Annotated in this window: 24 protein-coding genes and 1 tRNA gene; 12 read left to right on the top strand and 13 right to left on the bottom strand. The window is 73.2% G+C overall.

The window, feature by feature from the left end:
* From AKI01S_RS39750 to AKI01S_RS39740, 3 genes are all read left to right on the top strand, one after another.
* Nucleotides 1-674, top strand: a 674-nt coding sequence (locus tag AKI01S_RS39750) for an MFS transporter (RefSeq protein WP_157420494.1), incomplete at its 5' end; no start/stop codon positions are given.
* Between the two features lie 76 nt (nt 675-750).
* Nucleotides 751-2,634, top strand: a complete 1,884-nt coding sequence (locus tag AKI01S_RS39745; protein WP_067830420.1) for a helix-turn-helix domain-containing protein — start codon at nt 751-753, stop codon at nt 2,632-2,634.
* 586 nt (nt 2,635-3,220) lie between these two features.
* Nucleotides 3,221-4,639, top strand: coding sequence for an alkaline phosphatase PhoX (locus AKI01S_RS39740; protein ID WP_067830417.1), 1,419 nt, complete (start codon nt 3,221-3,223; stop codon nt 4,637-4,639).
* Here AKI01S_RS39740 and AKI01S_RS39735 read toward each other — a convergent pair.
* Nucleotides 4,636-5,313, bottom strand: coding sequence for an ArsR/SmtB family transcription factor (locus AKI01S_RS39735; protein ID WP_067830414.1), 678 nt, complete (start codon nt 5,311-5,313; stop codon nt 4,636-4,638). The two genes, AKI01S_RS39740 and AKI01S_RS39735, sit on opposite strands and share 4 nt — an antisense overlap.
* A gap of 65 nt (nt 5,314-5,378) precedes the next feature.
* Between AKI01S_RS39735 and AKI01S_RS39730 the strand changes: the two genes are divergently transcribed.
* The 3 genes from AKI01S_RS39730 (at nt 5,379) to AKI01S_RS39720 (ending at nt 7,388) form a co-directional block, all read left to right on the top strand.
* On the top strand, nt 5,379-6,137 hold the full coding sequence (locus tag AKI01S_RS39730) for an isocitrate lyase/PEP mutase family protein (RefSeq protein ID WP_067830411.1): 759 nt from the start codon (nt 5,379-5,381) through the stop codon (nt 6,135-6,137).
* Nucleotides 6,138-6,295: 158 nt separating this feature from the next.
* Entirely contained in the window at nt 6,296-7,054 is a 759-nt protein-coding gene (locus AKI01S_RS39725) for a hypothetical protein (RefSeq protein WP_157420493.1), read from the top strand.
* 4 nt (nt 7,055-7,058) lie between these two features.
* Nucleotides 7,059-7,388, top strand: a complete 330-nt coding sequence (locus AKI01S_RS39720) for a cyclic-phosphate processing receiver domain-containing protein (RefSeq protein ID WP_067830405.1) — start codon at nt 7,059-7,061, stop codon at nt 7,386-7,388.
* A gap of 14 nt (nt 7,389-7,402) precedes the next feature.
* On the opposite strand, the gene AKI01S_RS39715 is transcribed toward AKI01S_RS39720, so the two are convergent.
* Nucleotides 7,403-8,458: a CU044_5270 family protein gene (locus tag AKI01S_RS39715; RefSeq protein ID WP_084000701.1), complete on the bottom strand. Its 1,056-nt coding sequence runs from the start codon at nt 8,456-8,458 to the stop codon at nt 7,403-7,405.
* Nucleotides 8,458-8,991: an RNA polymerase sigma factor gene (locus AKI01S_RS39710; protein ID WP_067830402.1), complete on the bottom strand. Its 534-nt coding sequence runs from the start codon at nt 8,989-8,991 to the stop codon at nt 8,458-8,460. The genes AKI01S_RS39715 and AKI01S_RS39710 overlap by 1 nt, the downstream gene beginning before the upstream one ends.
* Before the next feature lie 408 nt (nt 8,992-9,399).
* On the opposite strand from AKI01S_RS39710, the gene AKI01S_RS39705 reads away from it, so the two are divergent.
* The 3 genes from AKI01S_RS39705 to AKI01S_RS49815 are packed head-to-tail and all read left to right on the top strand — an operon-like array spanning nt 9,400 to nt 12,145.
* Complete coding sequence (locus AKI01S_RS39705) at nt 9,400-10,245, top strand: peptidoglycan-binding protein (protein WP_067830399.1); 846 nt, start codon at nt 9,400-9,402, stop codon at nt 10,243-10,245.
* Nucleotides 10,246-10,286: 41 nt separating this feature from the next.
* Nucleotides 10,287-11,174, top strand: coding sequence for a peptidase inhibitor family I36 protein (locus AKI01S_RS39700; RefSeq protein ID WP_067830396.1), 888 nt, complete (start codon nt 10,287-10,289; stop codon nt 11,172-11,174).
* Nucleotides 11,175-11,209: 35 nt separating this feature from the next.
* Nucleotides 11,210-12,145: a SpoIID/LytB domain-containing protein gene (locus tag AKI01S_RS49815; RefSeq protein ID WP_157420492.1), complete on the top strand. Its 936-nt coding sequence runs from the start codon at nt 11,210-11,212 to the stop codon at nt 12,143-12,145.
* Between the two features lie 51 nt (nt 12,146-12,196).
* Here the strand turns inward: AKI01S_RS49815 and AKI01S_RS39690 are convergent, their stop codons facing one another.
* The 4 genes from AKI01S_RS39690 to AKI01S_RS39675 form a co-directional block, all read right to left on the bottom strand.
* Complete coding sequence (locus AKI01S_RS39690) at nt 12,197-13,063, bottom strand: NBR1-Ig-like domain-containing protein (protein WP_067830393.1); 867 nt, start codon at nt 13,061-13,063, stop codon at nt 12,197-12,199.
* A 288-nt stretch (nt 13,064-13,351) separates the two neighbouring features.
* Nucleotides 13,352-13,792 carry a transposase gene (locus AKI01S_RS39685; protein WP_067830390.1) on the bottom strand — a complete coding sequence of 147 codons (441 nt, stop codon included), beginning with the start codon at nt 13,790-13,792 and terminating at the stop codon, nt 13,352-13,354.
* 430 nt (nt 13,793-14,222) lie between these two features.
* Nucleotides 14,223-14,298 (bottom strand) — tRNA-Lys (locus AKI01S_RS39680).
* A complete protein-coding gene (locus AKI01S_RS39675; protein WP_067830388.1) occupies nt 14,289-15,128 on the bottom strand; it encodes an AfsR/SARP family transcriptional regulator in 840 nt (279 codons plus the stop codon). The genes AKI01S_RS39680 and AKI01S_RS39675 overlap by 10 nt, the downstream gene beginning before the upstream one ends.
* A gap of 163 nt (nt 15,129-15,291) precedes the next feature.
* On the opposite strand from AKI01S_RS39675, the gene AKI01S_RS39670 reads away from it, so the two are divergent.
* Complete coding sequence (locus tag AKI01S_RS39670) at nt 15,292-18,972, top strand: nSTAND1 domain-containing NTPase (RefSeq protein WP_067830385.1); 3,681 nt, start codon at nt 15,292-15,294, stop codon at nt 18,970-18,972.
* Between the two features lie 216 nt (nt 18,973-19,188).
* On the opposite strand, the gene AKI01S_RS39665 is transcribed toward AKI01S_RS39670, so the two are convergent.
* The 4 genes from AKI01S_RS39665 to AKI01S_RS39650 form a co-directional block, all read right to left on the bottom strand.
* Entirely contained in the window at nt 19,189-19,686 is a 498-nt protein-coding gene (locus AKI01S_RS39665; protein WP_157420491.1) for a hypothetical protein, read from the bottom strand.
* A 194-nt stretch (nt 19,687-19,880) separates the two neighbouring features.
* Nucleotides 19,881-20,450, bottom strand: a complete 570-nt coding sequence (locus tag AKI01S_RS39660; RefSeq protein WP_067830380.1) for a TetR/AcrR family transcriptional regulator — start codon at nt 20,448-20,450, stop codon at nt 19,881-19,883.
* A gap of 105 nt (nt 20,451-20,555) precedes the next feature.
* A complete protein-coding gene (gene tenA / locus AKI01S_RS39655; RefSeq protein WP_067830377.1) occupies nt 20,556-21,212 on the bottom strand; it encodes a thiaminase II in 657 nt (218 codons plus the stop codon).
* A gap of 25 nt (nt 21,213-21,237) precedes the next feature.
* Entirely contained in the window at nt 21,238-22,512 is a 1,275-nt protein-coding gene (locus AKI01S_RS39650; RefSeq protein ID WP_067830374.1) for a cytochrome P450, read from the bottom strand.
* 24 nt (nt 22,513-22,536) lie between these two features.
* Between AKI01S_RS39650 and AKI01S_RS39645 the strand changes: the two genes are divergently transcribed.
* The gene (locus AKI01S_RS39645) at nt 22,537-22,968 is read left to right on the top strand and encodes a PaaI family thioesterase (RefSeq protein ID WP_218010001.1); all 432 of its coding nucleotides are present in this window, start codon (nt 22,537-22,539) and stop codon (nt 22,966-22,968) included.
* Nucleotides 22,968-23,663, top strand: coding sequence for a dienelactone hydrolase family protein (locus AKI01S_RS39640; RefSeq protein WP_067830372.1), 696 nt, complete (start codon nt 22,968-22,970; stop codon nt 23,661-23,663). Before AKI01S_RS39645 ends, AKI01S_RS39640 begins: the two co-directional genes overlap by 1 nt.
* Here AKI01S_RS39640 and AKI01S_RS54755 read toward each other — a convergent pair.
* Together AKI01S_RS54755 and AKI01S_RS39630 are read right to left on the bottom strand one after the other, a co-directional pair.
* The gene (locus tag AKI01S_RS54755; RefSeq protein ID WP_084000698.1) at nt 23,641-25,077 is read right to left on the bottom strand and encodes an ADP-ribosylglycohydrolase family protein; all 1,437 of its coding nucleotides are present in this window, start codon (nt 25,075-25,077) and stop codon (nt 23,641-23,643) included. The genes AKI01S_RS39640 and AKI01S_RS54755 overlap by 23 nt on opposite strands.
* Nucleotides 25,074-25,789, bottom strand: a 716-nt coding sequence (locus AKI01S_RS39630; RefSeq protein WP_218010000.1) for a helix-turn-helix transcriptional regulator, incomplete at its 5' end; no start/stop codon positions are given. The genes AKI01S_RS54755 and AKI01S_RS39630, both read right to left, overlap by 4 nt.

Raw genomic sequence — 25,789 nt, 5'->3', positions numbered from 1 at the left:
AAGCCGACCGGCACGCGCCCGCCGTCGAGGTGTTCCGCACCAGCTGGCGGCAGATCCTCACCGCGATCGGCACCCGGTTCGGCGAGAACATCTCCTACTACATCCTGACCTCCTTCCTGCTGGTCTACGTCACCACCCACCTGGAACTGAGCAAGAGCACCGCGTTGAACGCGGTGTTGATCGGCTCGGCGGTCCACTTCCTGACCATCCCGGCCTGGGGGGCGTTGTCGGACCGGATCGGGCGGCGTCCGGTGACGTTGATCGGGTCGGTGGGGATGGCGGCGTGGGCGTTCGCGTTCTTCGCCCTGGTGGACTCCCGCTCCTTCGCCGTCATCACCCTGGCGGTCACCGTGGGGCTGCTGTTCCACGGCGCGATGTACGGGCCGCAGGCGGCGTTCATCTCCGAGATGTTCGACACCCGCGTGCGCTACACCGGGGCCTCCATGGGCTCCCAGCTGTCCTCGATCATCGCCGGCGCCCTAGCCCCCATCATCGCCGTCGAACTCCTCAAGGACTACGACTCCGCCACCCCTGTCTCCCTCTACCTGTGCGTGGCCGCGATCGTCACCACGATCACGGTGGCGGTCGCGCGGGAGACGCGGGGCCGCGACCTGTCGGCGGTGCTGGCCGAACGGCCGCGCACCGCCAAGGCGCCGAGCCCGGAGATCGCCTGACCCGCCCGCCAGCCGCGGCGCGCCACCCGTCGCGAACGGGACGCGCGCCGCGGCTCACCGTCTCCGAGATGCCAGCATGAGCAGCGTGGACGTGTCAGACAACCCCGCCGTGAACGCCCTGCGCGGGCTGCTGGACCTGCTCGCGGGCGACGCGCCCGCCGAGGACTTCGGCGGGCCCGCCGCCCGCGCCCGCGACGCCGGGGCCGACCCCGCCGCGCAGGCCGTCATCGCCGAGGCCACCCAGACCGCCCTGGACATCCGCCGCATCCTCCAGCAGAGCCGCCGCCGCGAGAAGGAGCTGGCCGCCCTCTTCGACACCGCCGGGGACCTGGCCGCCCTCCGCAACCTCGACGCCGTGCTGCGCGCCATCGTCCACCGCGCCCGCACCCTGCTGGGCACCGACGTCGCCTACCTGACCATGAACGACCCCGACGCCGGCGACACGTTCATGCGGGTCACCGACGGGTCGGCGTCGGCGGCGTTCCAGCAGCTCCGCCTGGGCATGGGGGAGGGCCTCGGCGGGCTGGTCGCGCAGACCGCCCGCCCCTACGCCACCCGCGACTACCGGACCGACACCCGCTTCAAGCACACCCCGACCATTGACCACGGCGTGGGCGAGGAGGGCCTGCGCGGCATCCTCGGCGTCCCGCTGCGCATCGGTCCCCGCGTGATCGGCGTGCTGTACGCCGCCGACCGGGTGCCCCGCGACTTCGGCCCCGACGCCGTCGCGCTGCTGTCGTCGCTGGCCGACCACGCCGCCGTCGCCATCGACAACGCCCGCCTGCTGGAGGAGACCCGCGCGACCCTCGTCGAGCTGAACGCCGCCACCGAGACCGCCCGCGCCCACAGCGAGGCCATGCGCCGCGCCGCCGAGGTCCACGACCGCCTCACCGAGCTGGTGCTGCGCGGCGGCGACGTCACCGAGGTCGCCACCGAGATCGCCGCGCTGCTGGACGGCGGCCTGGTCGTGCACGACGCCGACGGGCTGGAGCTGGCGCGGGTCGGCGCCGGCCCGGCCGCCCCGCCCGGGCAGGGCGTCGCCGCCTCCCGCGCCAGCGGCCAGGCCGTCCCGGTCGACGGAACGTGGATCTACGCCGTCCTCGCCGGCCCCGAGCTCCTCGGCAGCATGGCCCTCACCGGCCGCGCCGACCTCACCGACAGCGACCGCCGCCTGTTCGAGCGCGCGGGCCTGGTCACCGCGCTGCTGTTGCTGCTGCGCCGCAGCGTCGCCGAGGCCGAGGACCGGGTGCGCGGCGAGCTCCTCGGCGACCTGCTGACCGGCGGCAGCACCGACAGCCTCACGCTGCGCGCCCGCAAGCTCGGCATCAACCTCACCCGCCCGCACGCGGTGCTGGTGCTGTCCTGCGACGCCTCCCGCCGCCCCCGGCTGGTCGCCGAGGCGACCCGCCGCGCCCGCGCCCTCGGCGGCCTGGCCGGACCCCACCAGGGCAACGCCGTCCTGCTCGCCCCCACCGACACCCCCGGCGAGCTGGCCCGCGTCCTGTCGGCCGAGCTCGGCGCGGCCCTCGGCACGCCCGTCACCACCGGCGCCGCCGGACCCACCACCGACCTCCCGGCCGCCTACGACGAGGCGGCGCGCTGCGTGCGGGCGCTGCACACCCTCGGCCGCGCCGGGGAGGGCGCGGACCTGCCCGCGCTGGGGTTCCTGGGGGTGCTGCTGGGCGACCGCGCCGACATCCGCGGCTACGTGGAACGCGTCCTCGGCCCCGTCCTCGACTACGACCGCCGCCGGGGCACCGAACTGGTCCGCACGCTGGACGCCTACTACGCGCACGGCGCGAGCCTCGCCAAGGCCAAGGACGCCCTGCACGTCCACGTCAACACCGTCGTGCAGCGCCTGGACCGCGTTCAGCAACTGCTCGGCGACGACTGGAACGCCCCCGCCCGCGCCCTGGAGAACCAGCTCGCGCTGCGCCTGCACAAGCTCCTCGGGGACTGAGAGCCCGCCGACCGGTCCGCCCGGCGACGAAAGGCAATCCCGCTAGGGCGCTTCTGATGGATCACCTGGATCATCCCGCAGGTCGCGTGGCAGCGCCGCGGATCGTCTCTCGCGGATCCGCTGTCACGCCGGTCACGGCAGTGCCGTCCGCCGGGACCTCTCAAGATTCGTCAGAAACGCCCTAGGTGCCCCGGTTCGATCACCCAGAGGGCGCCCGGCCCCGACCGGCACATGTTCCGCAACGCGTCGTACCTGCCGGTGGACGTACCCGTCAGCGACCGGGCGGGGTCGGGACGCTGGGGCTCCAGTGGCTCGTCGAGGAGCGCACCGGCCGCCTCACCGCCTGCCGGCAGGTGATCGTCACACCCGGCCGGGACAACGCCGGGCTGCGGCCCGGCACCCGCCGGGCCTACGGGATCGTCCGCGGGGCGGAGCGGACCACGACGCCCGCCCAGCCGCCGTCGCCGAAGCCGTTCCAGTCGCCGGGCACCGGCGCCGACCAGATCGTTAACGGTTCGTGCTCGGCTCTGGCCTGCGGAGACGATAGGTGTTTGCCAGGCATTAACCTCCTCGAAAGGTGTCATTCATGGAACGTCGTCACTTCCTGGCCGGTGGAGCCACCCTGGCCGCCGGAGCCGCCCTGGGCCTGGGTGGACCGTTCCAGGGCGTGGCGGCGCACGCCGAGACCCGTCGCCGCCACCGCGGCTACGGCGGCCTGCGCCCGGTCCGGGACCTGCGTGACGGAAAGGTCCGCCTGCACCTGCCCGAGGGTTTCCGCTACCGCTCGTTCAACCCGGCGGGCTCCCCGCTCAGCGACGGCTCGACGACCCCCGGCAAGCACGACGGCATGGCCGCGTTCCGGGGGCCGCGCGGCTCGGTGGTCCTGGTCCGCAACCACGAGGTCAACGGACCGGTCGGCGCGTTCGGCGACCGGTCCGCCGCCTACGACCCGATGGCGGGCGGCGGCACCTGCACGCTGCGCGTCACCCCGTGGGGCGAGGTGCTGGACGCCCGCGTGAGCCTCAACGGCACCCAGATGAACTGCTCCGGCGGTCCGATGCCGTGGGGAAGCTGGGTGACCTGCGAGGAGACCGTCAACGGCCCCGACGTCGGCAACGACTTCAGCGGCGCCGACAACACCAAGCTGACCCAGAGGCACGGGTACCTGTTCGAGGTCCCGGTCCACGGCGAGGGGGAGCGCGCCCCGATCCGGTCGGCGGGCCGCTTCGCCCACGAGTCGGCGGCCTGCGACCCCCGCACCGGCGCGATCTACCTGACCGAGGACTGCTTCGACGCCCCCTCGGGCTTCTACCGCTACCTGCCGCCGAAGAACCCGATGCGCGCCGGCCGCCTGCTGGACGGCGGCCGCCTCCAGATGCTCGCGGTCAGGGGGCGGCCGAACGCCGACCTGTCCCAGGGCCAGCCCAAGGGCGTCGTCTACGAGACGACCTGGGTGGACATCGACGACCCGGACCCGACCTGGACCGGCAAGCCCACCAACGCCGAGGCCCTCACCCACGTCAGCGCGCAGGGCCGCGCGCAGGGGGCCGCGCTGTTCTCCCGCCTCGAAGGCGCGATCCACGACCGGGGCGTCGTCTACTTCTGCTCCACGCAGGGCGGCGCGCCGGTGACGCAACCCGTTCCCGACGGCTTCGGCGACGGGCGCGGGCAGATCTGGGCGTACGACACGCGTTCGGGCCGCCTGCGCCTGGTCGTCGAGTCCCCGTCGGCCGACCTGCTGGACCTGCCGGACAACATCACGCACAGCCGCCGGGGCGCGCTGGTGCTGTGCGAGGACGGTGACGAGGCGAACTACCTGCGCGGCCTGACGACGCGGGGCTCGCTGTTCGACTTCGCCAGGATGGAGCCGGTCGCGGAGGACGCGGGCGCGGAGTTCGCGGGCTCGACGTTCTCCCCCGACGGCGGGACCCTCTTCGTCAACATCCAGTCGAAGGTGGGCATGTCGCTCGCGATCTGGGGCCCCTGGCACCGCGGCCCCTTCTAGGCGGCGTCCAGTTCCAGGTCGAAGAGGTCGCCCAACGCCTCCCGTCCCTGCGGGGTGAGCCGCAGGGCGCGGGGCGTCTCCCGGGGGACCAGCCACTCCCGTTCGACGAAGCGCCGCAGGAGCGCCCGACCGGCGACGCCCGCCAGGTGCGGGCGCCGCTCGGTCCAGTCGAGACAGGCCCGGGCCACCGGGCGGCGGGAACGCGCCGTCAGCTCCTCGCCCAGGAACCCGGCGAACCAGGCCATCCCGGCGTCGCTGACCGCCAGCCCGTCCTCGTCCAGCACGCCCCGGTCCACGAGCCGGTCGGTGATCACGACGCCGAGCGTTCCCGCGAGATGGTCGTAACAGGTCCGGGCGAACGCCAGGGCCTCGGCCGTCCGGTGGGAGCGCAGGGAGTTCACCTTCACCTCCGGCCGGGGGTCGAAGGCGGTGAGGATCTCCAGCAGCTCGGCGGCCCGCGGCCCGGACAGCCGGACGTAACGGTGCCTGCCCTGGCGCGCCTCGACCAGGAGCCCGCCCTCGACCAGCCGCGACAGGTGCTCGGTGGCGGTCGACGCGGCCACGCCGACATGGCGGGCCAGTTCCCCGGCGGTGCGCGCCCGGCCGTCCATGAGCGCCAGGCACATCGCCGCCCTCGTGTCGTCCGCCAGGAGCTTCGCCGCCGTGATCGTCATGCGTCCATCATCCGCCAGGAACGATTCGGCGCGCACCGAAACCTCGTGGTCCTAGCGTTGCGGGCATGGTCGATCGCTGCGCTCAGTTCAGGTCTCTCCACCACGCGGACACCCCGCTCCTGCTCCCGAACGCCTGGGACCACGCCTCCGCCGCGCTCCTGCTCGCGGCCGGTTTCGAGGCGGTGGGGACGACGAGCCTCGGCGTGGCCGCGGCGGCGGGCAAACCGGACGCGAGCTCCGCGACCCTGGCCGAGACGCTGGCGCTGGCCGCGACGCTGGCGCCGCTCCCGTGCCCGGTCACGGTCGACATCGAAGGGGGGTTCGGGGACGTCGCCCACCTGGCGGGCAGGCTCGCCGCCCTGGGCGTCGCGGGCGTCAACATCGAGGACGGCCGCCCCGACGGCACCCTCGCCGAGCCCGCCGAGCTCCAGCACGCGATCCGCGTGATCAAGGAGACCGCGCCGGACCTGTTCGTCAACGCGCGCACCGACGCGTTCTGGCTGGACACGCCGGACCCCCTGGCCGCCGCCCTGGACCGCGCCGCGCTCTACCGGGACGCCGGAGCGGACGGCGTCTTCGTCCCGGGCGTCGCCGAACCCGCCGACATCGCGGAGCTCACCGCCCTCGGCGTCCCGGTGAACGTGCTCTTCCTCCCGGGCCGGCACACGGTGGCCGAGCTGGGCGACCTGGGCGTCAGGCGCGTCAGCACGGGCTCCCTGCTCTACCGGGCGGCCCTGGCCGCCGGCGTGGCGACGGCGCGGGCGGTGCGCGACGACGGAGAGATCCCCACCGGCATCCCGAGCTATGAGGATCTCCGGTTCTGACGCAGCCGGGCGAACTCATCCGGCACGAGCAGCGGTGCGCGCGTCAGCCCGGCCCGTCGCGGCCCCCGTCGTCGCTCGTCTCCTACCGCAGGGGACGATAGCGGGCGGATCCGACAGAACGCGCCGCGATCACCCATGATCATCGGTAGCGTGCCGGGATGAGCGATGCGATGCCCCGCCATGTCCTGTGCGTGCTCGGCTCCGGGCTGGACCTCGCGGAGATGGAACGGACCGCCGCCGGGTTCGGCGGGTTCGTGCTCGACCGCGAGTACTCCGAGACCGAGCCCGACCCCCGGATGCCGGACGCGTTCGAGGCCAGCATGGCCGCGGTGTCGTTCGAGCAGGCCGACCGGGACGCGGTGGAGTCCCACGACACCGTCGGCTACCTGCTGTCCGCGCCGATGATGCGGGAGCTGTCGGTGGACACCTCGCGGCGGCTGTTGGCGGCGACGGCCGCCCTGCTGCGGTCCGGCGCCACCGCGGTGAAGAACGAGAGCAGCGGCATCGCGCACGGCCGGGACCGCTGGCTCGCGCTGGCCGACGAGGCGGCCGACGCCGAGGCGGAGGACCTGGCCGCCGCGCTCGTCGCCGCCTGGGTGAAGCGGCCGATCTACGACGGCCGGGTGCTCTACAGCTGCGGCATGCACCTGCTCGGCGCGCCCGAGGTGGAGATCGAGGCCGACGAGGGGCGGCTGACCCAGGACGGCCTGCCCGACCTGGTCTGCCATCTGGACGCGCTGGCGATCTACCTGCTGACCGACCCGCGCGCGGCGGAGATCGAGGACGGCGCCGGCTTCCGGCTGACCGAGGACGCCCCGCGCCGGCTGCTGCGCACCGGCCCGTGTGACCGCTACGACGAGGACGACCTGTTCTTCAACCCGTACGGGTACGTCCGCCTCACCCGTCCCGAGCAGTGACCGGATGAACGAGAGCGCGCGGCCGGTCATCCTCGGCGTCGACGACCTGCGTCCCCTGCCCCGGGCCACGCGGGTGGCCCGCACCAGCCGCGACGGCGTCCTGCTGCTCCGGGAGCACCGGGACCGCGTCATCGACGAACTCTGGCTCGACCACGACCTGGGCGGCGAGGACAGCATCATGCCCGTCGTGACCCTGCTGGAGGAGGCGGCCTTCGACGGCCGCCCGTTCCGGATCGGCATGATCTACGTCCACTCCGCCAACCCCGCCGGAGCCGAGACGGTCGTCCGCGCCCTCCGGCGCTGGCACTACCCGGTCCGGCGGGCCACCGCCTGAGACCCGGCCGCCGGTCAGGGCGTGGCGCGGTCGTTCGGCGTGCGTCCGGAGTGGAGGAAGACGGTGTAGGACGTGACGGACCGGGGGCGGACGTTGAGCTTCCCGGCGGTGCCGGTCAGGACTTCCTCGTACCCCAGCAGCCGTCCGGTGTCGGCGGCGAAGATGACCGTGTGGCGGGTGGGCAGCCCGGAGTAGGCGGAGTCGATGGAGAACGCGAGCCCCTTCCGCCCGGCGCGGTCGGTGACGCCGCCCCGGTAGACGAGCGTCGGGGTGCCGGCGAGCACCTTGAGCACCGCCGACTGCAACGCCGGCGGGATCGGCTGCTCCCTGGCGAGGTCCGTGACGGCGACCAGGCGTTCGACGGGCCCGATGCCGGGCGGATGACCCTTCTCCAGCTGCCGGGCGAGCCGGACGGGATCGGTGGACAGGCTGCCGGGCCGCCACATGGCGGAATCGGCCCGCTCGTCGGCGACGTGCGGGCCGCGCGGCGCGTCGTCGTCCTCCCACGCCTCGCGGCTCGCGGCGTCGGGGAAGACCGGCGGCAGGGTGGTGGTGCGGACGCGTCCGGTGCCGTCGGCGGCGATCCAACGTTCGGACTGCTGGGGAAGGACGGCGGAGGTGACCGTGTCGTCACCCACCCGGGTGCCCAGATACCAGCCCTGGGTGCGGACGTACCCGTAGGGTCCCCTGCCGGGCAGGGGCGGGGCGGTGCGGGCCTTGGCGGCCAGGCGCAGCAGCAGGGCGCGGGCCGGGGGAGCGGCGGGTTCGGGCTGGTAGGCCAGCTCGGGCGGGGTCGCGGCGTAGACGGACGCGGGTGGCCGGAGCGTGTCGACGGCCACGGTGCCGCCGACGGCCAGCGCGGCGGCGACACCGGCGGCCAGCACCCAGCGGCGGGCGGGGGCCCGATGGGCGGGGGACCGGCGGGCGGGGGCCTCGCGCGGGACGGCGAGGATCGCGGCCAGATCACCGCGGGCGCGCTCGTCCAGCCCCTCCACCGCGGGGGCGGGGACCGGGTTGTGCGCGGCCAGCGTCCGGCGGACGTCACGGGCGGCGGTTTCCGAACGACGCATCAGGACACCTTCGAGCTCTCGGGGAACGTGGACGGGCGGGAACCGGCGCGCTGGTCCAGCAGCGCGCGCAGCCGCCGGCGGGCCCGGTGCAGGCGCACCGCCAGCGTGGCCGGACGGCAGCCGAGCACCTTCGCCGCCTGGGCGGTGCTGAGGTCCTCCCAGGCCAGGAGCCGCAGCAGCTCGCGGTCGGCCTCCGGCAACGCGGTGAGGACGTCGTCGATGGTCCCGGTGACGCGGTCGGCGGCGTCGGGGCCGTGCTGGACGGGCTGGCGGGCGACCTTCCCGGCGAGCCGGTCGGCGCGGGCGGCCCGGCGGGTCTCGTTCGCCAGCACCCGGCGCGCCACGCCGTACAGCCACGGCAGCGGATCGTCGGGGACCTCGTCCATCCTGCGCCAGGCGACCAGGAAGGTCTCCGCGGTCACGTCCCGGGCGGTGTGCTCCTGCACACGCCGCCGCGCGTAGGCCAGGACATGCCCGTACCACTGGGCATAGAGCCGCGTGAACCTGGCCGAGTCGTCGTCTTGGGTGCCCACACGCCAGCCTTCCTTCGCCGTTCGCTCTCTCTGTCACCCGGCTTGTGTCCACCTGAAGGCGAAGTCTTACACCAAAGGGCCGCACACCCGGCCAACGTGACCATCGACGGGAACGGAACTCTCCGAGGCGACGACCGGGCGGGCGCGGTCGCATCGCCTTTGAAAGGGGGCGCGGGCGCCGTTCCCCATTGCCCGGCACGGCCCTCATCGCGGCGCGTCCGGGATGTCCCGGCATTGGCGCGGGCCAGTGCCTGTTTCGGTGTAAACCGCATGTCAGAGGGTGTGCGCGACGGCACGGAGAAGTTCATCTGACAGTCTGACAACACCGTTTCTCTTGTGCAGCCATGAGCGACCTGTGACGTTTGGATCGTCTTCGAGATCGCTCCCCGTTTGCAATCAGGAGAAACAATGAAATTGCCCGCATACGCCGTTGCCCTCGTGTCGGCCACCCTGCTCGCGTCCCTCACCGAGGCGCCCGGGATGCCAGCGGCGCTGGCGGCCGATGCCAGGGCTCTTCCGAACGTGAACATGGAAGCCGTCGTCAAGGCGGCCCAGATCGACCCGCGCCGGCCCGACCAGAAGCTGACCCCCGGAGCCAAGGCCGGCGTGCTCCTCGTCGAGCAGGCGTTGCGCGACCGGCGCCTGCTCGACAAGAAGTGGGTGGACGGCTACTTCGGCACCACGACGGTCGCCGCCTACGCGAAGTACCAGAGGTCGCTCGGCTACACCGGCATCCAGGCCAACGGCCTGCCGGGCAGGACGTCGCTCGTCAGGCTCGGATCCGGACGCTTCAAGGTCACCCGCGCCATCGAGCCGGGCGCCCGGGTGTCCACCGGCGGCTTCGTCGTCAACACCCGCACGCGGAACATGCTGGCCGAGGCGAAGCGGCTGTTCGGCCGCGGCCTGGTGCTGGAGCAGGGGTCGTACAACCCCGGCGGCGACCCCACGTCCGCGGGCACCCACGACGGCGGCGGCGTCGTCGACATCTCGGTGAAGGGCATGAACGCCGCCACCCGCGAGGCGGCCGTCCGCGCGCTGCGCCGCGTCGGCTTCGCGGCCTGGGTGCGAAGCCCCCGGCAGGGCGACTGGCCATGGCACATCCACGCCACCGCCATCAACGACACCGACCTGTCCAGCCAGGCCCAGCACCAGGTCGGCGACTACTACCTCGGCCGGAACGGGCTCGCCGACCGCGGCCCCGACGACGGCCCGAAGGTCACCATCCGCACCTGGGAGGAGTACCAGGCGCGCTGATCCATCCGGAACCCATGCTCCGCAGAGAGAAGGAGAACGGCATGAAAACGCTCAACAAGGTCCTCACCGCGGCGGCCGCCGCGGTGGCGCTCGGCGGAACGGCGCTGGCGATGGCGTCGCCGGTTTCGGCGGCGGGTCGTAACGGTGTGTGTGAGAGCGGCGAGTTCTGTTACTACTTCAACAGCGACAACAAGGGTTCGGTCTCGGACTTCACCGGTTCGGTCGCCGACTATGGTGCCAAGCAGCCTTCGTGTTTCGACTTCAAGGGTGCGGGTGCGGGGAAGGGTAACTGCGTCAAGAACGCGGCCGCGTCGGTGTGGAACCGCAGTGGCAAGACCGTGCGGGTGTACTTCAACAGTGGTTATGGCGGCCGGTATCAGGACTTCAAGGCCGGTGCCAAGGGCAACCTCAACTCCGGCCTGAAGAACCAGAACGCCTCGCACCAGTTCTCGCCGTCCGCGCGCACGAACATGTCGCGCGGGCTGTACACGGCCAGCGGCGGGCGCATCACCTGCGGCTTCGACGGCTACACCAGCACCCCCGGCCGGCACGAGGGCATCGACATCGCCCGCGGCGTCGGCTCCGACGTCCGCGCCCTGACGAGCGGAAAGCTCGTCTCCGTCGTCCGCGGGCACACCGGAAGCTCCGGGCTCTCCACGATCGCCGTCTACAACGCCTCGTTGAACAAGACGGTGATCTACCTGCACGCCGCTCCGCGGTCCTCCCTGCGCGTGGGCCAGACGATCAGCCGCGGCCAGGTCATCGCCGACGAGTCGTGGCACGGGGTGTCGTCCAGCTCGTCCGCGCACACCCACGTCGAGATGCGCCTCGGCCGGCAGACGCGCGCCGCCAAGAGCGTCGGCGACCCGCACCTGGACAACCCGAACCCGACCCAGTTCTGGATCTCCCAGGGCTACAACGTCCGCTAGCGCGCCACGGCCCCTGAACGCAGCGGAGGACGACTGTGTCAACGCGAACTGCACGGCTCACCGCGGCGGCCGCCGCGGTGGCGCTCGCCGGGACGGCACTGGCGATGGCGTCGCCGGTTTCGGCGGCGGGTCGTAACGGTGTGTGTGAGAGCGGCGAGTTCTGTTACTACTTCAACAGCGACAACAAGGGTTCGGTCTCGGACTTCACCGGTTCGGTCGCCGACTATGGCGCCAAGCAGCCTTCGTGTTTCGACTTCAAGGGTGCGGGCGCGGGGAAGGGCAACTGCGTCAAGAACGCCGCCGCGTCGGTGTGGAACCGCAGTGGCAAGACCGTGCGGGTGTACTTCAACAGTGGTTACGGCGGTAGGTATCAGGACTTCAAGGCCGGTGCCAAGGGCAACCTCAACTCCGGCCTGAAGAACCAGAACGCCTCGCACCAGCTCCTCGGCTCCACCCCGCCGACCGGATGCAAGACCGACGGAACCCACAGCCGGCTTCCCACCACCATCCTCGTGTACCGGGTGTCCCTCAAGCGCGTGGACCGGGTGGCGTTCAAGACCTACGTCAAGAACGTCCTGCCCAACGAATGGGTGCCGAGCTGGCCGAGGGAGTCCCTCCGGGCCGGGGCGGTGGCCGTCAAGAACTACGGCTGGTACTGGGCGCTGCACTCGACGCGCAGGACGTCGTGGGGCGAGTGCTTCGACGTCTACGACACCACGTCGAGCCAGGTGTACAAGCCCGGCTCCGCGAAGGCGTCGACGAACGCCGCGGTGGACGCGACGTGGAGCACCCGGATGACCCGCGGCGGGAAGATCTTCCAGGCCCAGTACTGCGCCACCACGACGGCGTGCGGCGCGTGGGTCGACGGTGACTGGATGTCGCAGTACGGCTCCCGCGACAAGGCCGACGCGGGCTGGACCCACTCCAGGATCCTCACGGCCTACTACCGGGGGATCGCCCTCGGCTCCTGATCCCCGACGACCGTCCGGCCCCCGTCGTGTTCCGCACGGCGGGGGCCGGGGTCAGTTGACGATGATCTGGAAGTTGACCGGTCGGCTCCCGGGGAACGCGACCCTTCCCGAGCCGTTCATCATCTTGAACCGCACGTAGCACAGGCCCGGATTCCGCGGCGTGGTGACGTCGATCCGGATGTCGACCGTCTCGCCCGGCCGCGTGTCGTCGACCGGGACCTGGGGCCTGGTCCGGCAGTGGTCGGCCCGCTGCGGCAGGTCGAGGCGGAGCAGCGAGTACCCCTTCCACGGAACGGTCCCGGTGTTCTTGATCCGCCACACCTTGGTGACGGTCCTGCCGCCGCCGACACGCGTGCAGTCGGGCAGCGTGACGTCCGCGACGAACCTGGCCGCGTCGCCCTCGCGCGCCGGCGGGGCCGGCTCCGGCTGCTGGAGGGCCACCGGGCAGGCGGTCGGGCCCCCCGCGACCTTCGGCGAGGGGCCGGACGCGTTCGAACCGCGCCCGGAGTCGCGATCGAGGAGGACCACACTGATGATCACCGCTCCCGCGGCGACCGTCGCGAGCGTGACCCCGACCGGAAGAGTCAGCCGGAAACGCCCGCGGCCCTCCGGCGCGGGAACGTCGGCCGTCCGCGGCGCGGGCGCCTGCGACCCGATGACGACGGGGCGGACCTCGGTGGCGGAGACCGCGATCTCCCCGGACGACCGCACCCCCGGGACGTCCGCGAGGATCACCTGCTCCCCGGTGCCCGTCGCCCTGACCGCCAGGTTCGCCTGCTCCCAGCGTTCGCGGTACGCGTCCGGATCCGCGCCGCACGCCCTGACGAACTCGACGGTCGTCCCCCAGCTCGGAAGCCGGTTGCCCTTCGTGGCCTCGTGGAGCGTCGTGTGGGAGATCGCGCCAGACTTACCGGACATCTCCCGGAAAGATGGATTGCCGACTGAGTTGCGGAGTTCCCGCAGGGCCGCCGCGAAGTCCGCGATGGCCTCCGTCCGTGCACGCCTGTCGTCGTCCACCGGGCGAAGCTAACAGCGCCCACAGCCTTCACTCAAGACCCACGGCCTTCACGCCAAAACCGAACCGGTATCGGTGGGCAAATAAAGGGCATTCCAAAAATTCTTCTGCTAACTGACCAGAAAACGGGGTTTATCCACCCAGATGATCGAGCGCGGTCGCCCGCCGCTCACGTTCCGCGCACGAGCGACTCACGACCGGCGGCTCTCAAGGTGCTCGTCGACCCAGCCCTGGAGCTCTTCCTCGGTGACGCCGTGGCCGCGCGCCACGAAGGACAGCGGCGTGCCGTTCCGAAGCACCTCGCGCACCGCCTGCGCCTTCCGCTTCTCGTACCAGTCACGCAGGATGCGCTCTATGCGATCCCGGAACCACGGATGGCGATCGGCAGCCCCCAGCATCTCGGCCTCCCATTCGCTCCTGCTCGTGAAGTGGACGCCGCCGTTGATCGCAAGGGCGGCCGACACCTCCTCGGCCGTTCCACGCCGCAGCCAGTCCTCGCAGACGCGCATCAACTCGGAGCCGTTGTCCGCGGTCCTCCAGACGAGCAGATCACACACCTCGGCGAGGTCGTCATCGTCCAGACGTTCGCGCAGACCCCGCAGAATCGCCTCGAAGGACACCTGATAGGCCATAAGGCAAAGAACTTTCGACGGATCCGGGCTTCGAGGCCATCGTAGATCTTCCCAACTCCAGCCCCGAAAGATTATCCAGCCAACCCCAGACAAACCGGCTCCACCAACCACCCGACCCGACCCGGCGCGCAGAACGGCGATGCACGCCCGACCACGGCCTGACTGGAAGACCTCCTAGACCCCAGCCGCTCGCAACCGGACGAAGATAACCTCACGGCGGTCATACGGGCCGGGTTCACGGAGCTGGGAGCAGACAGCGACCGACGCCTCCGCGCGTGCTGCCACGCAGGCGACTGCCCGACGGGGTCGGTGACGAAGGCTGTCACCCGCGGGATTCATGGCGTGGGACCGCCGGGCTACCACGGTGGAGAAACGCCCCGAACATGGCACTGGGCGAACGCGACACGTTCGCGTTCGCCCAGTTCAAGCGTGGTGGGTCGTGTGGGACTCGAACCCACAACCTACGGATTAAAAGTCCGGAGCTCTGCCAATTGAGCTAACGACCCGGACCAAGACTACCGAGAGCCGGGCGGGGTTCGCGACGGAGATCTGGGTGGAGTGGGGGAGAGGGGCGGTGAGGGGGCTCGGCCGGTGTGGGCGAGGGGAGGGTTGGGGCGTGGGTCAGGATCGCTTGTTCCAGGTTTTGGAGGGCGGGGCTTGGGTCGAGGCCGAGTTCGTCGGCGAGCCGCCGCCTTCCCTCGCGGCTGACCTCGAGGGCCTCGACGGTTCGCCCCATGGCGTGCAGTGCCCGCATGAGCTGGGCGCGCGGGCGTTCGCGGAACGGGTGGTCCGCCACGATCCCGTACAGCTCGTGGGCCACGTCGGCGTGCTGCCGCCGGGCGAGTTCGGCCTCGGCCCACTCCTCGGCCGCGGAGAGCCGGAGCTCGGTCAGCCGGAACGCCTCCGCCCCCGCCGGTTCGAGGTGCTCCTGCCCGTCGTAGGGGACTCCCCGCCACAGGGCGAGCGCCTCACGGATCAGCAGAGCCCCCCGCTCGGTCTCGCCGGTGGCGATGGCCTGGCGGCCCGACTGGATCCGCCTGGTGAAGCAGTCGGCGTCGAGTTCGCCAGGCCGCGTGGCGAGTGCGTACCCGGGCGGGCGGAACGCCAGCCGGTCGGGTCCCAGCGCCCTGCGCAGATGGTGGACGTAGCCCTGCAGCGTCTTGGCCGCCGTCCGTGGCGGGACGCGGGGCCACAGCGCGTCGATCAGCCGGTCGGCCGAGACCGTCCGGCCGGAATGGCACAGCAGGACCGCCAGCAGGTCCCTCAGTTTCGGTGACAGGGGAACGGAGGCGTCCCCTCTATGGATCTCCAGCGGTCCCAGTACGCGGAGCTGCACGTTCTGCCCCCATGTGTCGGCGTGCGTGTTGTGCCGGAGCGACCGGCTCCCTAAGGTCTAGGGCGTCTCGGAAATGTCCAAAATGGGTTCTCGACCCGCTCTGGACAACCGCCGGCAGGCTCTGGACAACGGGGGTGCGCAGTTGGGGCGGCCTGAACAACCGGTGGATCCGCTCGCCGGTCCGGTCGAGAGGCTCGCCTGGGAGTTGCGCCGGCTCCGGGACCGGGCCGGGCGGCCGAGCTACCGGGAACTCGCCCAGCGCGCCCACTTCTCCCGGAGCACCCTGGCCGAGGCCGCCAACGGGATGCGGCTGCCGTCGCTGGAGGCGACCCTGGCGTACGCCGTCGCCTGCGGTGGTGACCGCGCCGAATGGGAACGGCGATGGCGCCAGGCCGCGGACGAGCTCGAACGGTCGCGACGCCGCTGCCCCTACCCGGGCCCGCGGCCGTTCGGAGTGGATGAGGCGGATCTGTTCTTCGGCCGGGACCAGCTCGTCGAGGACCTGCTGAAGGCCGTTCAACGGTCACCGCTGACGGTGGTCCTCGGCGGCTCCGGCAGCGGCAAGTCGTCACTCCTGGGGGCGGGTCTGCTCTCCGGGCTGACCGCCGACTCCTCTTCCGACGCTCCCGCCGTTCTGATCACTCCGGGCGCGCATCCGGTCGGGAGGCTGCGTGATGCGCATGCCCGTATGCCCGGCGTGATGGTCATCGATCAGTTCGAGGAGGTGTTCACGCTCTGCTCCGACGAGGACGAGCGCGCCGAGTTCCTCGACATGCTGACCGGGCTGGTCACCGGCGCGCGGACCTCGCTGGTGATCGGGGTGCGCACCGACCTCTACGGGCGTTGCGCGGAGCATCCCGGCCTGGCCCCGCTGCTCCGTGACGCCGTTCGGCTGACGGTCGGGCCCGTCTCGGAGGCGGAGCTGGGCGCCATCGTCGGTGAGCCTGCGGCCAGGGTCGGGCTGGGAGTGGAAACCGACCTGGTCGCGGCCGTGGTGGCGGGGGCCGCCCAGCAGGTGGGAGCGCTCCCGTTCGTCGCGCACGCGCTGCGGGAGACCTGGAGCCGCCAGCGGGACGGCACCCTGCGGCTGGCCGACTACCAGGCGGCCGGTGGCGTGACCGGGATGGTCGTGCGGACCGCCGACGAGCTGTACGACGAGATGGACGACGCTCAGCGGGACCTCCTGCGCGCCGTGCTGACGCGCCTCACCGCGCTCGGTGGCGGCGCGGAGCACACCCGCCGCAGGATCGAACGCGACGAGCTGGCGGGCATCGGGCCCGCCGGTGGCGTGGACGCCGTACTCGACCGGCTCGTCGCCACCCGGCTCGTCGTCGTGGACCACGACACGGTGGAGGTGGCGCACGAGGCGCTCATCCGCGACTGGCCCAGGTCGCGGGAGTGGTGGGGCGACGACGACCGCGAGGCGCTCCTCCGGCACCGGCGGCTCACCGCCGACGCCGAGGAATGGGACCGGAACGGGCGCGGCGCGGAGTTCCTGTACCAGGGCGCCCGCCTGGCGGCCTGGGAGGGGGACGAGAGCCCCTGGCTGAACGGGCGGGAGCGGTCCTTCCTGGCGGCCTCCCGCTCGAACGCGGCCGTCGAGCGGGCCCGGGCGCGTCGCAGGGTCCGTCTCGGCCTGGGCGGGCTCGGGGTCACGGCGGCGGTGGTCGCCGTGCTGGCCGTGCTCGCCCTCGTGCAGGCGGTCGACGCCGCCGCCGAACGCGACCGCGCCACGTCGCGGCGGCTGGCGGTGGAGGCCCGCCGCCAGCTCTCGGCGGATCCGGAGCTGGCGTTGCTGCTGGCGACGGAGGCGTACGAGACCGAACCGACCCGGGAGGCCGATCTGGTGCTCCGGCAGGCCGTCCTCGGCTCCCGGCTGCGCGGCTCCCACCCCACCGCGATGCGCGGCGCCGAGGGGATGGCGGCCACTGCGGACGGGCGGAGGTTCGCGGTCTGGGGGCCGGGCGCGGTCGCGGCGGAGCTGGAGGTCTGGAGCCTGGACGGCGCCGGTCGCCCGCGCCGTGACCACCGGCTCCGGGCAGGCGCCCACCGGATCGTGAGCGCGGCGTTCGGTCCGGACGGGCGCGTGCTCGTCACCGGCGACGCGGCCGGGAAGGTGGAGGCGTGGGATCTCGCCGCCGCCGGTTCGCGCCGGGTCCTGGGAGAGGTCGACGGCGGCGTCGTCTCGGGAGTGAGCGTCAGCCGGGACGGACGGGTCGCGAGCGCGCACGCCGACGGGGTCCGGCTCTGGGATCCGGCGGGGCGGAGGCCGCCGGTCGAACTCAAGGTCCCCGGTGGCCCGGTACGGGACGTCGCGTTCAGTCCGAGCGGCACCTTGCTCGCGACCGGAGGAATCCGCTCCCCGCTACGGATCTGGAACGTCACGAAGGACCGGCCCCGGCTGGAACGGGAGGCGCGGGACGGCAGGCCCGAGCAGGTGGCGATCAGCCCCCGTGGACCGTGGGCCGCCGCCACCGACGGGGACGTCCCGCAGATCTGGAACATCCGGGAGACACCCGCCGGTGGGTGGCGGCCGCAGGTCGAACTCGCCCCCCACGCGCCGAAGCTGAACGGCCTGGCGTTCAGCCCGGCCGGGGACCGGGTGGCGTCCTACGGGGCGGACGGCGCGATCCGCGTCTGGACGACGGGCAGCACCTTCGACCCGCTGGTACTGCGCACGCACCGGGGGAACCCGCGGGGCGCGGCGTTCGGCCCCGACGGCAGGTCCCTCATCACCGTGGACGCCGACGGGTCCCTGCGGCGCTGGGACGTCACGGCCGGGACCCCCGCGCTGGGCGGCTTTCCCGCCGACGGAGTGCCCAGGGCGCTGAGCGCCGACGGCGGCACCGTGGCGTCCGTCCCGGGGCGCGCGACCTCGCTCATGAAAGCGCAGGACATCCCCATCCGGGTGTGGGACGTCGCCCGCGGCCGGGCGCTGCTCGACATCAGGGGACCGCACGACGCCGCCTATCTCCTCGCGCTGAGCCCGGACGGGCGGAGGATGGCGGGCATCGGCGGCGCGGGCACGCTGACCCTGTGGGATCTGAGCAGGGGCGGAGCGGCGGTCACCGTGCCGGCGGCCTTCCGCGGTCGCCCGGTGAGCGTGGTCTTCAGCCCCGACGGCAAGCGGCTGGCGGTCGGCGGGTACGGCACGGAGACGCGGGTGTGGCAGCTCTCCCCGGCGGGCGGCCTGACGCGGCTCCAGGGCTGGGAGCGCGAGCCCACCGGCCGCGCCCACGGGCGGGTGGCCTTCAGCCCGGACGGCACCCGCCTGGCCGACGCGCGCTCCGACCACACCGTCGTCGTCTGGGATCTGACCGGCAGGGCGAAGCCCGAGATCCTGCGGGGCCACCAGGAGGCCATCACGGGGCTGGCCTACAGCCCCGACGGACGGAGGCTGGCCGCCGCGGCGGCGGACGGCGCCGTCCGGCTCTGGGGCGGCGGGGGCTCGGGCGCGCCGACGGCCGTGCTGCGCGGCGCCGCGAACCGGGTCCGGAAGGTGGCGTTCAGCCCCGACGGCGCCTGGCTGGCCACGGACGAGCCCGAAGGAGGGCTGCGGCTGTGGCCGGCCACGGGCGTCGGCGAGCCGTTGGAGCTGGGCGGATGGGGCGCGAGCGGGAACCTCGTGGCGTTCGCCCCCGATGGGAGGCGGCTCGTCCGGGTGCTCAGCCGTCCGGTGTTCCTGGGCCGGCAGGTGGGCACCGGGCTCGGGCCGGACGTCGTCAGGACCTGGACCTGCGAGGTGTGCGACCGCGACAGGCGGCCGCTCGACCTGGCCAGGGCGAGCCGCACCCGCGAACTGACCCCGGAGGAACGCCGCGTCTTCCTCCGGCCGGGCGGCTGACCTGCCTTCCGCCCGCGTCGATCGACCGGCGCCACCGCCGTGCGCCCGGACGGAGGAGGCGGCCCCCGGGACCGGGTAGGGCCCTTCTCAGGGACTTCGGCGGGCCTGGGCAGGGGCACCCCCTCCAGACCCGCCGAAGAGCCGCTCGGTCAGGTGATCGGGTCCCCGCTGATACCGCTCAGGCGATGAGGCCGTGTCCCCGGGGTTTCCCGTTGGTCAGTAGTAGAGGTAGAACGCGGCCGCGCCGGCGCTGGACCTGGCCCACTGGAGCTTGAAGGGCACGCCGTCCCGCACGTTCCCGGTGAGCGCGACGGTCCTTCCGGGCCGGGCGTTGCGCGAGGGGACCGTGACCCAGGGGCCGATCGCCCTGCCACCGGGCGTGATCGCGCGCACCTTGACCGGCCGCTCGCGCTGGCGCTTGACGATCTTGATGTAGATCTTGCTGTGGTGCCTGGTCGTCCGCGGCGCGGCCCCCCGGGGGTAGACGACCGGGCGGACGGGCGACAGCCGGACCGTGCGCACCGGGGGCCTCTTGGCCTCGGCGCCGGCGGTCGCGGCGGTGGCCGAGGTGGCCGAGGTGGCCGAGGTGGCCGAGGCGGTGCCGGTGGCGGCGACGGCGGTGCCGGTGGTCAGGGTCGCCGCGGTCCCCAAGGCCACCACGACGCCGCCGGCCGAGGTCATCCGGCGCGCGAGCCGGGAACGTGCACTGCTCATCTGCTTCCTTCCTGGGACATCTGGACTGACGACGCCGGCGACCGGAGCTGGGAACTTCCGGCCGCCGACGTGATCGATGTTCCGGGGCGCCGGTTGGAGGACGGTTGGAGATCGGTTGTGGCGCGGCTCACCGGCACGGCCGGAGCCCGTTCGTCAGGCGCGCACGCCCCGCGTGGGGGGAGGGCGGAGGGCGGTCAGTCGAGCATCCGGTCGATCAGCACGTGCATGTGCTTGCGGAAATCCCGTACGGCGGTCGGGTCGTCGGCCCGGCGCAGGCCCCGCTCGGGAGCCAGCACGCCCGATCCCAGGAAACCGTGGATGCACCAGAGCATCGTGCTGAGCAGGTAGTGGACGTCCATGTCGGGCGGGATCCGATCGCCGAGGTTCCGGGCGACCAGCCGCAGCAGCGGACGGATGTACTCGTCCTCCAGGCCGCTGATGTCGACCGCGTCCATCACCCATCGGTGCATCCAGAGGGCCCGGATGTGCGGGTGGTCTATCTGGAAGTCGAGGTAGGCGTCGGCGACGTGGTGGAGGCATGCCTCCGGAGGGCAGCCGGCCAGCGCCCCCTGGAGCATCGCCCGCTGCTCCTCGAAGGCGTGCCGTGTCACGGCCAGGTACAGCTCGCGCTTGTCGCCGCCGACCGCCCGCACGTCCTGGACGCCGGTTCCCAGAGCGTCGGCGATGAGCTGTAGCGAGGTGCTGTCATAGCCGAGTTCGGCGAACAGCCGGGTGGCCACGCTCATCACCGCTGATCGCTCCATGCCGCCACGCTAGGAGATGGCGTTTGAACTCCGTGCATCCGCGGCGCCATGGCGGATCAAAGCCGCGGGTGACGAGCGGGGACCCGGCATCGAGGCCGGGAGGGGTCAGGCCAGGGGGATCGGCCAGGTCTCCCGGCGGTGGGCGGCGTCCCAGAACATCCACTCGTAGCGGGCCGCGGTGGCGTAGTGGTGGAGCATCGCCGCGCGTTCGGCCGGGCCCAGACCCTCCGCGTGGCGGTCGGTGACGGCCAGGACGTCGTCGACGATCTTCTGGAACCCGTCGCCGCCGTAGGTCGCGATCCAGCGGGCGTACAGGGGGTCGGGGGAGGAGCGGTCGACCAGGTCCGCGCCGACGCGGGCGTAGATCCAGTAGCAGGGCAGGACCGCCGCCAGGCCCTCGGCGAACGAGCCGTTGTGCGCGGTGGCCAGCAGGAAGTTCGTGTAGGCCGCCGTGGTGGGGGAGGCGGGCTGGTCGACGCCGCCGAGTTCGTCGAGGAAGCCCGCGTGCAGGGCGCGTTCGACGGCGTTGGCGTTGGTGGCGTGCTCGCCGAACAGGGCCGTGTCCTCGGGGGTGGGGGCCTTGGCGGCGACGACGTTCAGGGCGCGGGCGTACTCGCGCAGGTAGTGGCTGTCCTGGGCGATGTAGTGGCGGAACGCCGCCCGGTCGAGATCGCCCGAGGTCAGGCCCTGGACGAACGGGTGGACGCGGATCCGCTCGTAGGTCGCGGCACCCGACTCCCACAGCTCGGACGTGAAGCCCATCGTTCCCCCTCCGGTCGCGTTGATCCTAGTCGAGGCGGATCGGGAGGCGTTTGAGGCCGTTCTGGAAGTTGGAGGCCATGCGGACCGGTTCGCCGGTGAGGGCGACGTCGCGGGGGAGCAGCTCGGTGAAGATCGCGCGCATCTGCGTGCGGGCCAGGTGCGCGCCGAGGCAGAAGTGCGGGCCGTGGCCGAACGAGACGTGGTCGTTGGGGGCGCGGGCCACGTCGAAGCGGTCGGGGTCGGGGAAGACGGCCGGGTCGCGGTTGGCGGAGGCGTGGTAGACGACGACCTTGTCGCCCGCGGAGATCTTCTGGTCGGCGAGGACGAGGTCGCGGGTGGCGGTGCGGCGGAAGTCCATCACCGGCGGCCAGTACCGCAGCATCTCCTCGACGGCCGTGGGGAGCAGGGACGGGTCGGCGCGCAGGCGGGCCAGCTCGGCGGGGTGTTCCAGGAGGGTGAGGAGGCCGCCGGGGATGCCGTTGCGGAGGGTCTCGTTCCCGGCCACGGCGAACAGGAAGAACATGTTCTCGAACTCGGCCGTCGTCAGTCCGCCCGACAGCATCCGGGACATGATGTCCTCGCCCGGGGCCCTCCGCTTCTCGGCGGCCAGGGCGTGCGCGTAGGCGAACATGTCGCGCAGGGCCGCGCGGGAACGCGGGTTCATCGGGCGGCCGTCGGGGCGGGTGAGGGACTTCGGCCGTTGGGCCACGGCCTCGCGGCCCATGGGCGTCAACGTCCCGGTGTCGGCGGTGGACAGGTCCGCGTAGTCGGCGTCCTGGTAGCCGATGATGCGGGAGGCCCAGTCGAACAGCAGGCGGCGGTCGCCGTCGGGCACGCCCATGATGTGCGCGAGCGTCCACACGGGCAGGTCGGCGGCCAGCTCGACGAAGTCCACCTCGCCGTGGGCGGCGGAGACCAGCGCGCGGGCGCGGGCCCGGATCGTCTCCTCCAGGGCGCGGACCGCGCGGGGGGTGAACGCCGCCGCCACGATCCGCCGCGGCCGGGAGTGGGAGGGCGGGTCCTGGTTGAGCATCATCGCCCGGACGAACTCCAGGTCCTCGGGGGTGTCGGGGTCCCGGATCTGCGTCGCCCCGAGGTGGGAGGAGAAGTCGGCGGGCGTGCGGAGGACGTGCTTGACGTCGGCGTGCCGGAAGACCGCCCAGTAGCCGGTGCCCGCGGGCCAGGGGCCGACCGGTGGCTCCGGGATCCACGCCACCGGACATTCCTCGCGAAGGCGGCGGAACATTGCATACGGCACCCCGGCGGCGTAGGTCGCGGGCAGGAAGATCTCCTCACGCATGCCCCCAGCGTGCATGATGGCGGGGTGACGGTGAAGCCCGAAGACACGGTGAAGCCCGAAGACGGCGACAGGATCCTCCGGGACAACTTCGCGCCCTGGGTGCTCGACCTCGGCCTGACGGTCGAGGAGGTCGGGAACGGCACCGCGACGCTGCGGCTGCCCTGGTCGGACCGGCTGGCCCGGGAGGGCGGGGGCCTGTCCGGGCAGGCGATGATGGCGGCGGCCGACACCGCGACGGTGATCGCGGTGTGCGGGGCCCGGGGCGGGTTCGTGCCGATGACGACGGTGCAGCTCAACACCACGTTCCAGCGCCCGGTGAAGGACTCCGACGTGCTGGTCCACGTGGAGATCACCAAGCTGGGGCGGACGCTGGCGTTCGCCGAGGTGACGCTGACCGCCGAGGGGAGTTCCCAGCCCGTCGCGCGCGCCTCGACGGTTTACGCGATCCTGGGCTGATGCGCACTGAGCGAGTGGCCGTCACGGACGGCGAGTTCGACCTGCACGTGTGGACGCCCGAGGGCGGGCGGGGCCCCGGCCTGCTGCTGATCCAGGAGATCTTCGGGGTCGGGGCCTATATCCAGGACGTCGCCGAGGGGCTGGCCCGCGACGGGTTCGTCGTCGCGGCCCCGGACGTGTTCTGGCGGCTGGCGCCCGGCTGGGCCGTCGTCCACACGCCGGAGAAGGTCCAGCGGTCGCTGGAGCTGGCCGCGCGCTTCGACGAGGACACGGGGCTGGCCGACCTGCGGGCGGCGCTGGCGCACCTGCGCCGGCTCCCCGAGGTGGACGGGCGCGCGGGGACGCTGGGCTTCTGCTTCGGCGGGACGCTGGCCTACCGGCTCGCCGCCGCCGAACGGCTGGACGCGGCGGTGTCGTTCTACGGGTCGGGCGTTCCCGCCATGCTGGACCTGCTGGACCGGATCGAGGCGCCGCTCCAGCTCCACTTCGGCGGGTCGGACCCCTACATCGCGCGGGACCGGGTCGCGGCGGTGGAACGGGCGGTCGCGGGGCGTTCCCACGTGGAGATCCACGTTCAGGAGGACGGCGGGCACGCGTTCCACAACCACCGGGCGCCCATGTTCCACCAGCCCGGACCCGCCGCCCGCGCCTGGGAGCAGGCCGAACGCTTCCTCAGCCGACACCTGCCCAGGTAGGCAGCGGCTCGCAGGCGGCGAGCCACGCGGCGGGCGGCTCGCCGACGATGCCGCCGACGATCGCGCAGACGGTGTCGACGTCGCCGCCCGCCGCGGCCGCCGTCCAGAACGCCCTCACGTAGTCGTCCCGGTGGCGGGCGACGGCCCACAGCGCGAACGGCACCGTGTCGTGCGCCGCGACCTGCCTGCCGTTGCCCAGCACCGAGGCGGCCACCGAGGGGTCGGCGATGGTGAGCAGCCGCCGGGCCTCCACGATCCCGTCGCGGACCGTCCCGGCGGGCACGCGCTCCAGCACCGCGTCCAGGAACGGCCCCGGCGGCGACGGCGGCAGCGCGGCGGCCACGGCCACGGCGACCGCCCCCGCCACGGCCTCCGGGTGCGCGTGGGTGACCTCGGCGGACAGCGCCGCCTGCGCCACGAGCGTGTCGAGGTCGTCGGCGAACCAGGCCCCGAGCGGCGCGACCCGCATCGCGGCCCCGTTCCCCCACGAGCCGCGCCCGTCGAACGCCTCCCGCGCCAGCTCCCGCCAGTCCCCGCCCTCCCGGACGAGCCGCAGCATCCGGTTGGTGGACGGCCCGTAGCCCCGGTCGAAGTCGTGGTGCTCGGCGAACAGCGCGGCCAGCAGGTCCTGCTCGACCCGCCCGTACCGGTCCAGCACCGCGAACACCGAGCACGCCATCTCGGTGTCGTCGGTCCACTCCCAGGGCCCCGGCGGCGTCTCCCGCCTCTCGAACGCGCCCCGGTTCTCCGGCACGAAGAACTGCGACCCGAGCGCGTCCCCCACCGCGAGTCCCCGCAGGGAGGCGATCGCCCGGTCGCGCCGTTCGGTGTCGGTCACCGGCTCCAACTCCGTTTCGTCGATCAGGACCAGGCTGTCCTGGCCGACCGGGAAGACACCGTAGCGCCACGACCGGTTCCGCCCGTACGGGTCGGCGTCCCCGTACACGACGCCGCGCAGCCCGGCCACCTCCCACTCGCGGTTGCGCGGGGTGTCCGCGATGCGCACCGGGTCGCCGTCCCGGTAACGCGGCGTCCCGACCGGGTCGGCCTCGACGCCCGTCAGCCCGGCCCACTCGACGTCCGGGTGCAGGAACACCTCGCCGGGGTTGCCGTCGCCGCGCGTCCAGACGGAGTCCCACCTTTCGAGGGTGTCGTCCCACCCGCCGGGCGCGAGGGCCCGCAACGCGTCCAGCACCGGCCCGACCCGCCCGCTCGGCGCGAGGTGGACCGTGAACTCCAGGTGCTCCGGGATCTTCCAGTAGGGGCCGTGCTCGCGGACCGCCACCGCGCCGTACCGGCCCAGCGTCCCGCGCAGGACCGTCGCGACCTCCGCGCTCTCCGAGGCCGGGGCGTCGGGGAACCGCCGGACGGTGAAGACCCGCAGGTGCACGCTGCGGTAGGACGGCAGGCTCATCCGGCGGGCTCCGGCACCAGCTGCGACAGCTCCCTGCGCGACGAGATCCCCAGCTTCGGGTACGCCTTGTACAGGTGGTACTCCACCGTGCGCGGGCTCAGGAACAGCTGCGCGGCGATCTCCCGGCTGCTGATGCCCTCGGCCGCGAGCACCACGACCTGCCGTTCCTGGGGCGTCAGGCGGTCCAGCAGGTCGGCGGCCGTCGCGCGCTCGGCCGCCGGGGCGCCGCCGTGCTCCCCGGTCGCGCGCAGCTCGGTGCGCGCCCGCTCGGCCCACGGCGCGGCCCGCAGCCGCTCGAAGATCTCCAACGCGGACCGCAGCGGCCCCCGCGCGTCCGACCGCCGCCGGTGCCGCCGCAGCCACTCCCCGTACAGCAGCTCGGTCCGGGCCCGCTCGAACGGCCGGGTCGCCCGCTCGTGCCGCCGCACCGCCTCCGCGAACGGCTCCTCCGCGTCGGCCAGCAGCCCCTCGCACCGCGCCAGCACGCCCAGCGCCCACGCCTGCTCGCCCGCCCGCGCCCACGCGGCGAACCGGTCCAGCGCGGGGCGGGCCCGGTCGGGCCGCCCGAGCCGCACGGCCGCCTCGACCAGGTCGGCCAGCGCCACCATCGCGATCGTGGTGTGCCGCCGCGGCCCCTGCGCGATCTCCTCCAGCCGCCGCAGCGCCGCCTCGTGGCGGCCCCGCCCGAGCTCCAGCAGGGCGTGCGCGGCGT

Origin of the sequence: Actinomadura kijaniata NBRC 14229 (genome assembly GCF_001552175.1) — a bacterium.
Lineage (GTDB): Bacteria > Actinomycetota > Actinomycetes > Streptosporangiales > Streptosporangiaceae > Spirillospora > Spirillospora kijaniata.
The sequence above is the reverse complement of the archived record's forward strand: the minus strand, read 5'-3'. Positions and strand labels throughout refer to the sequence as shown.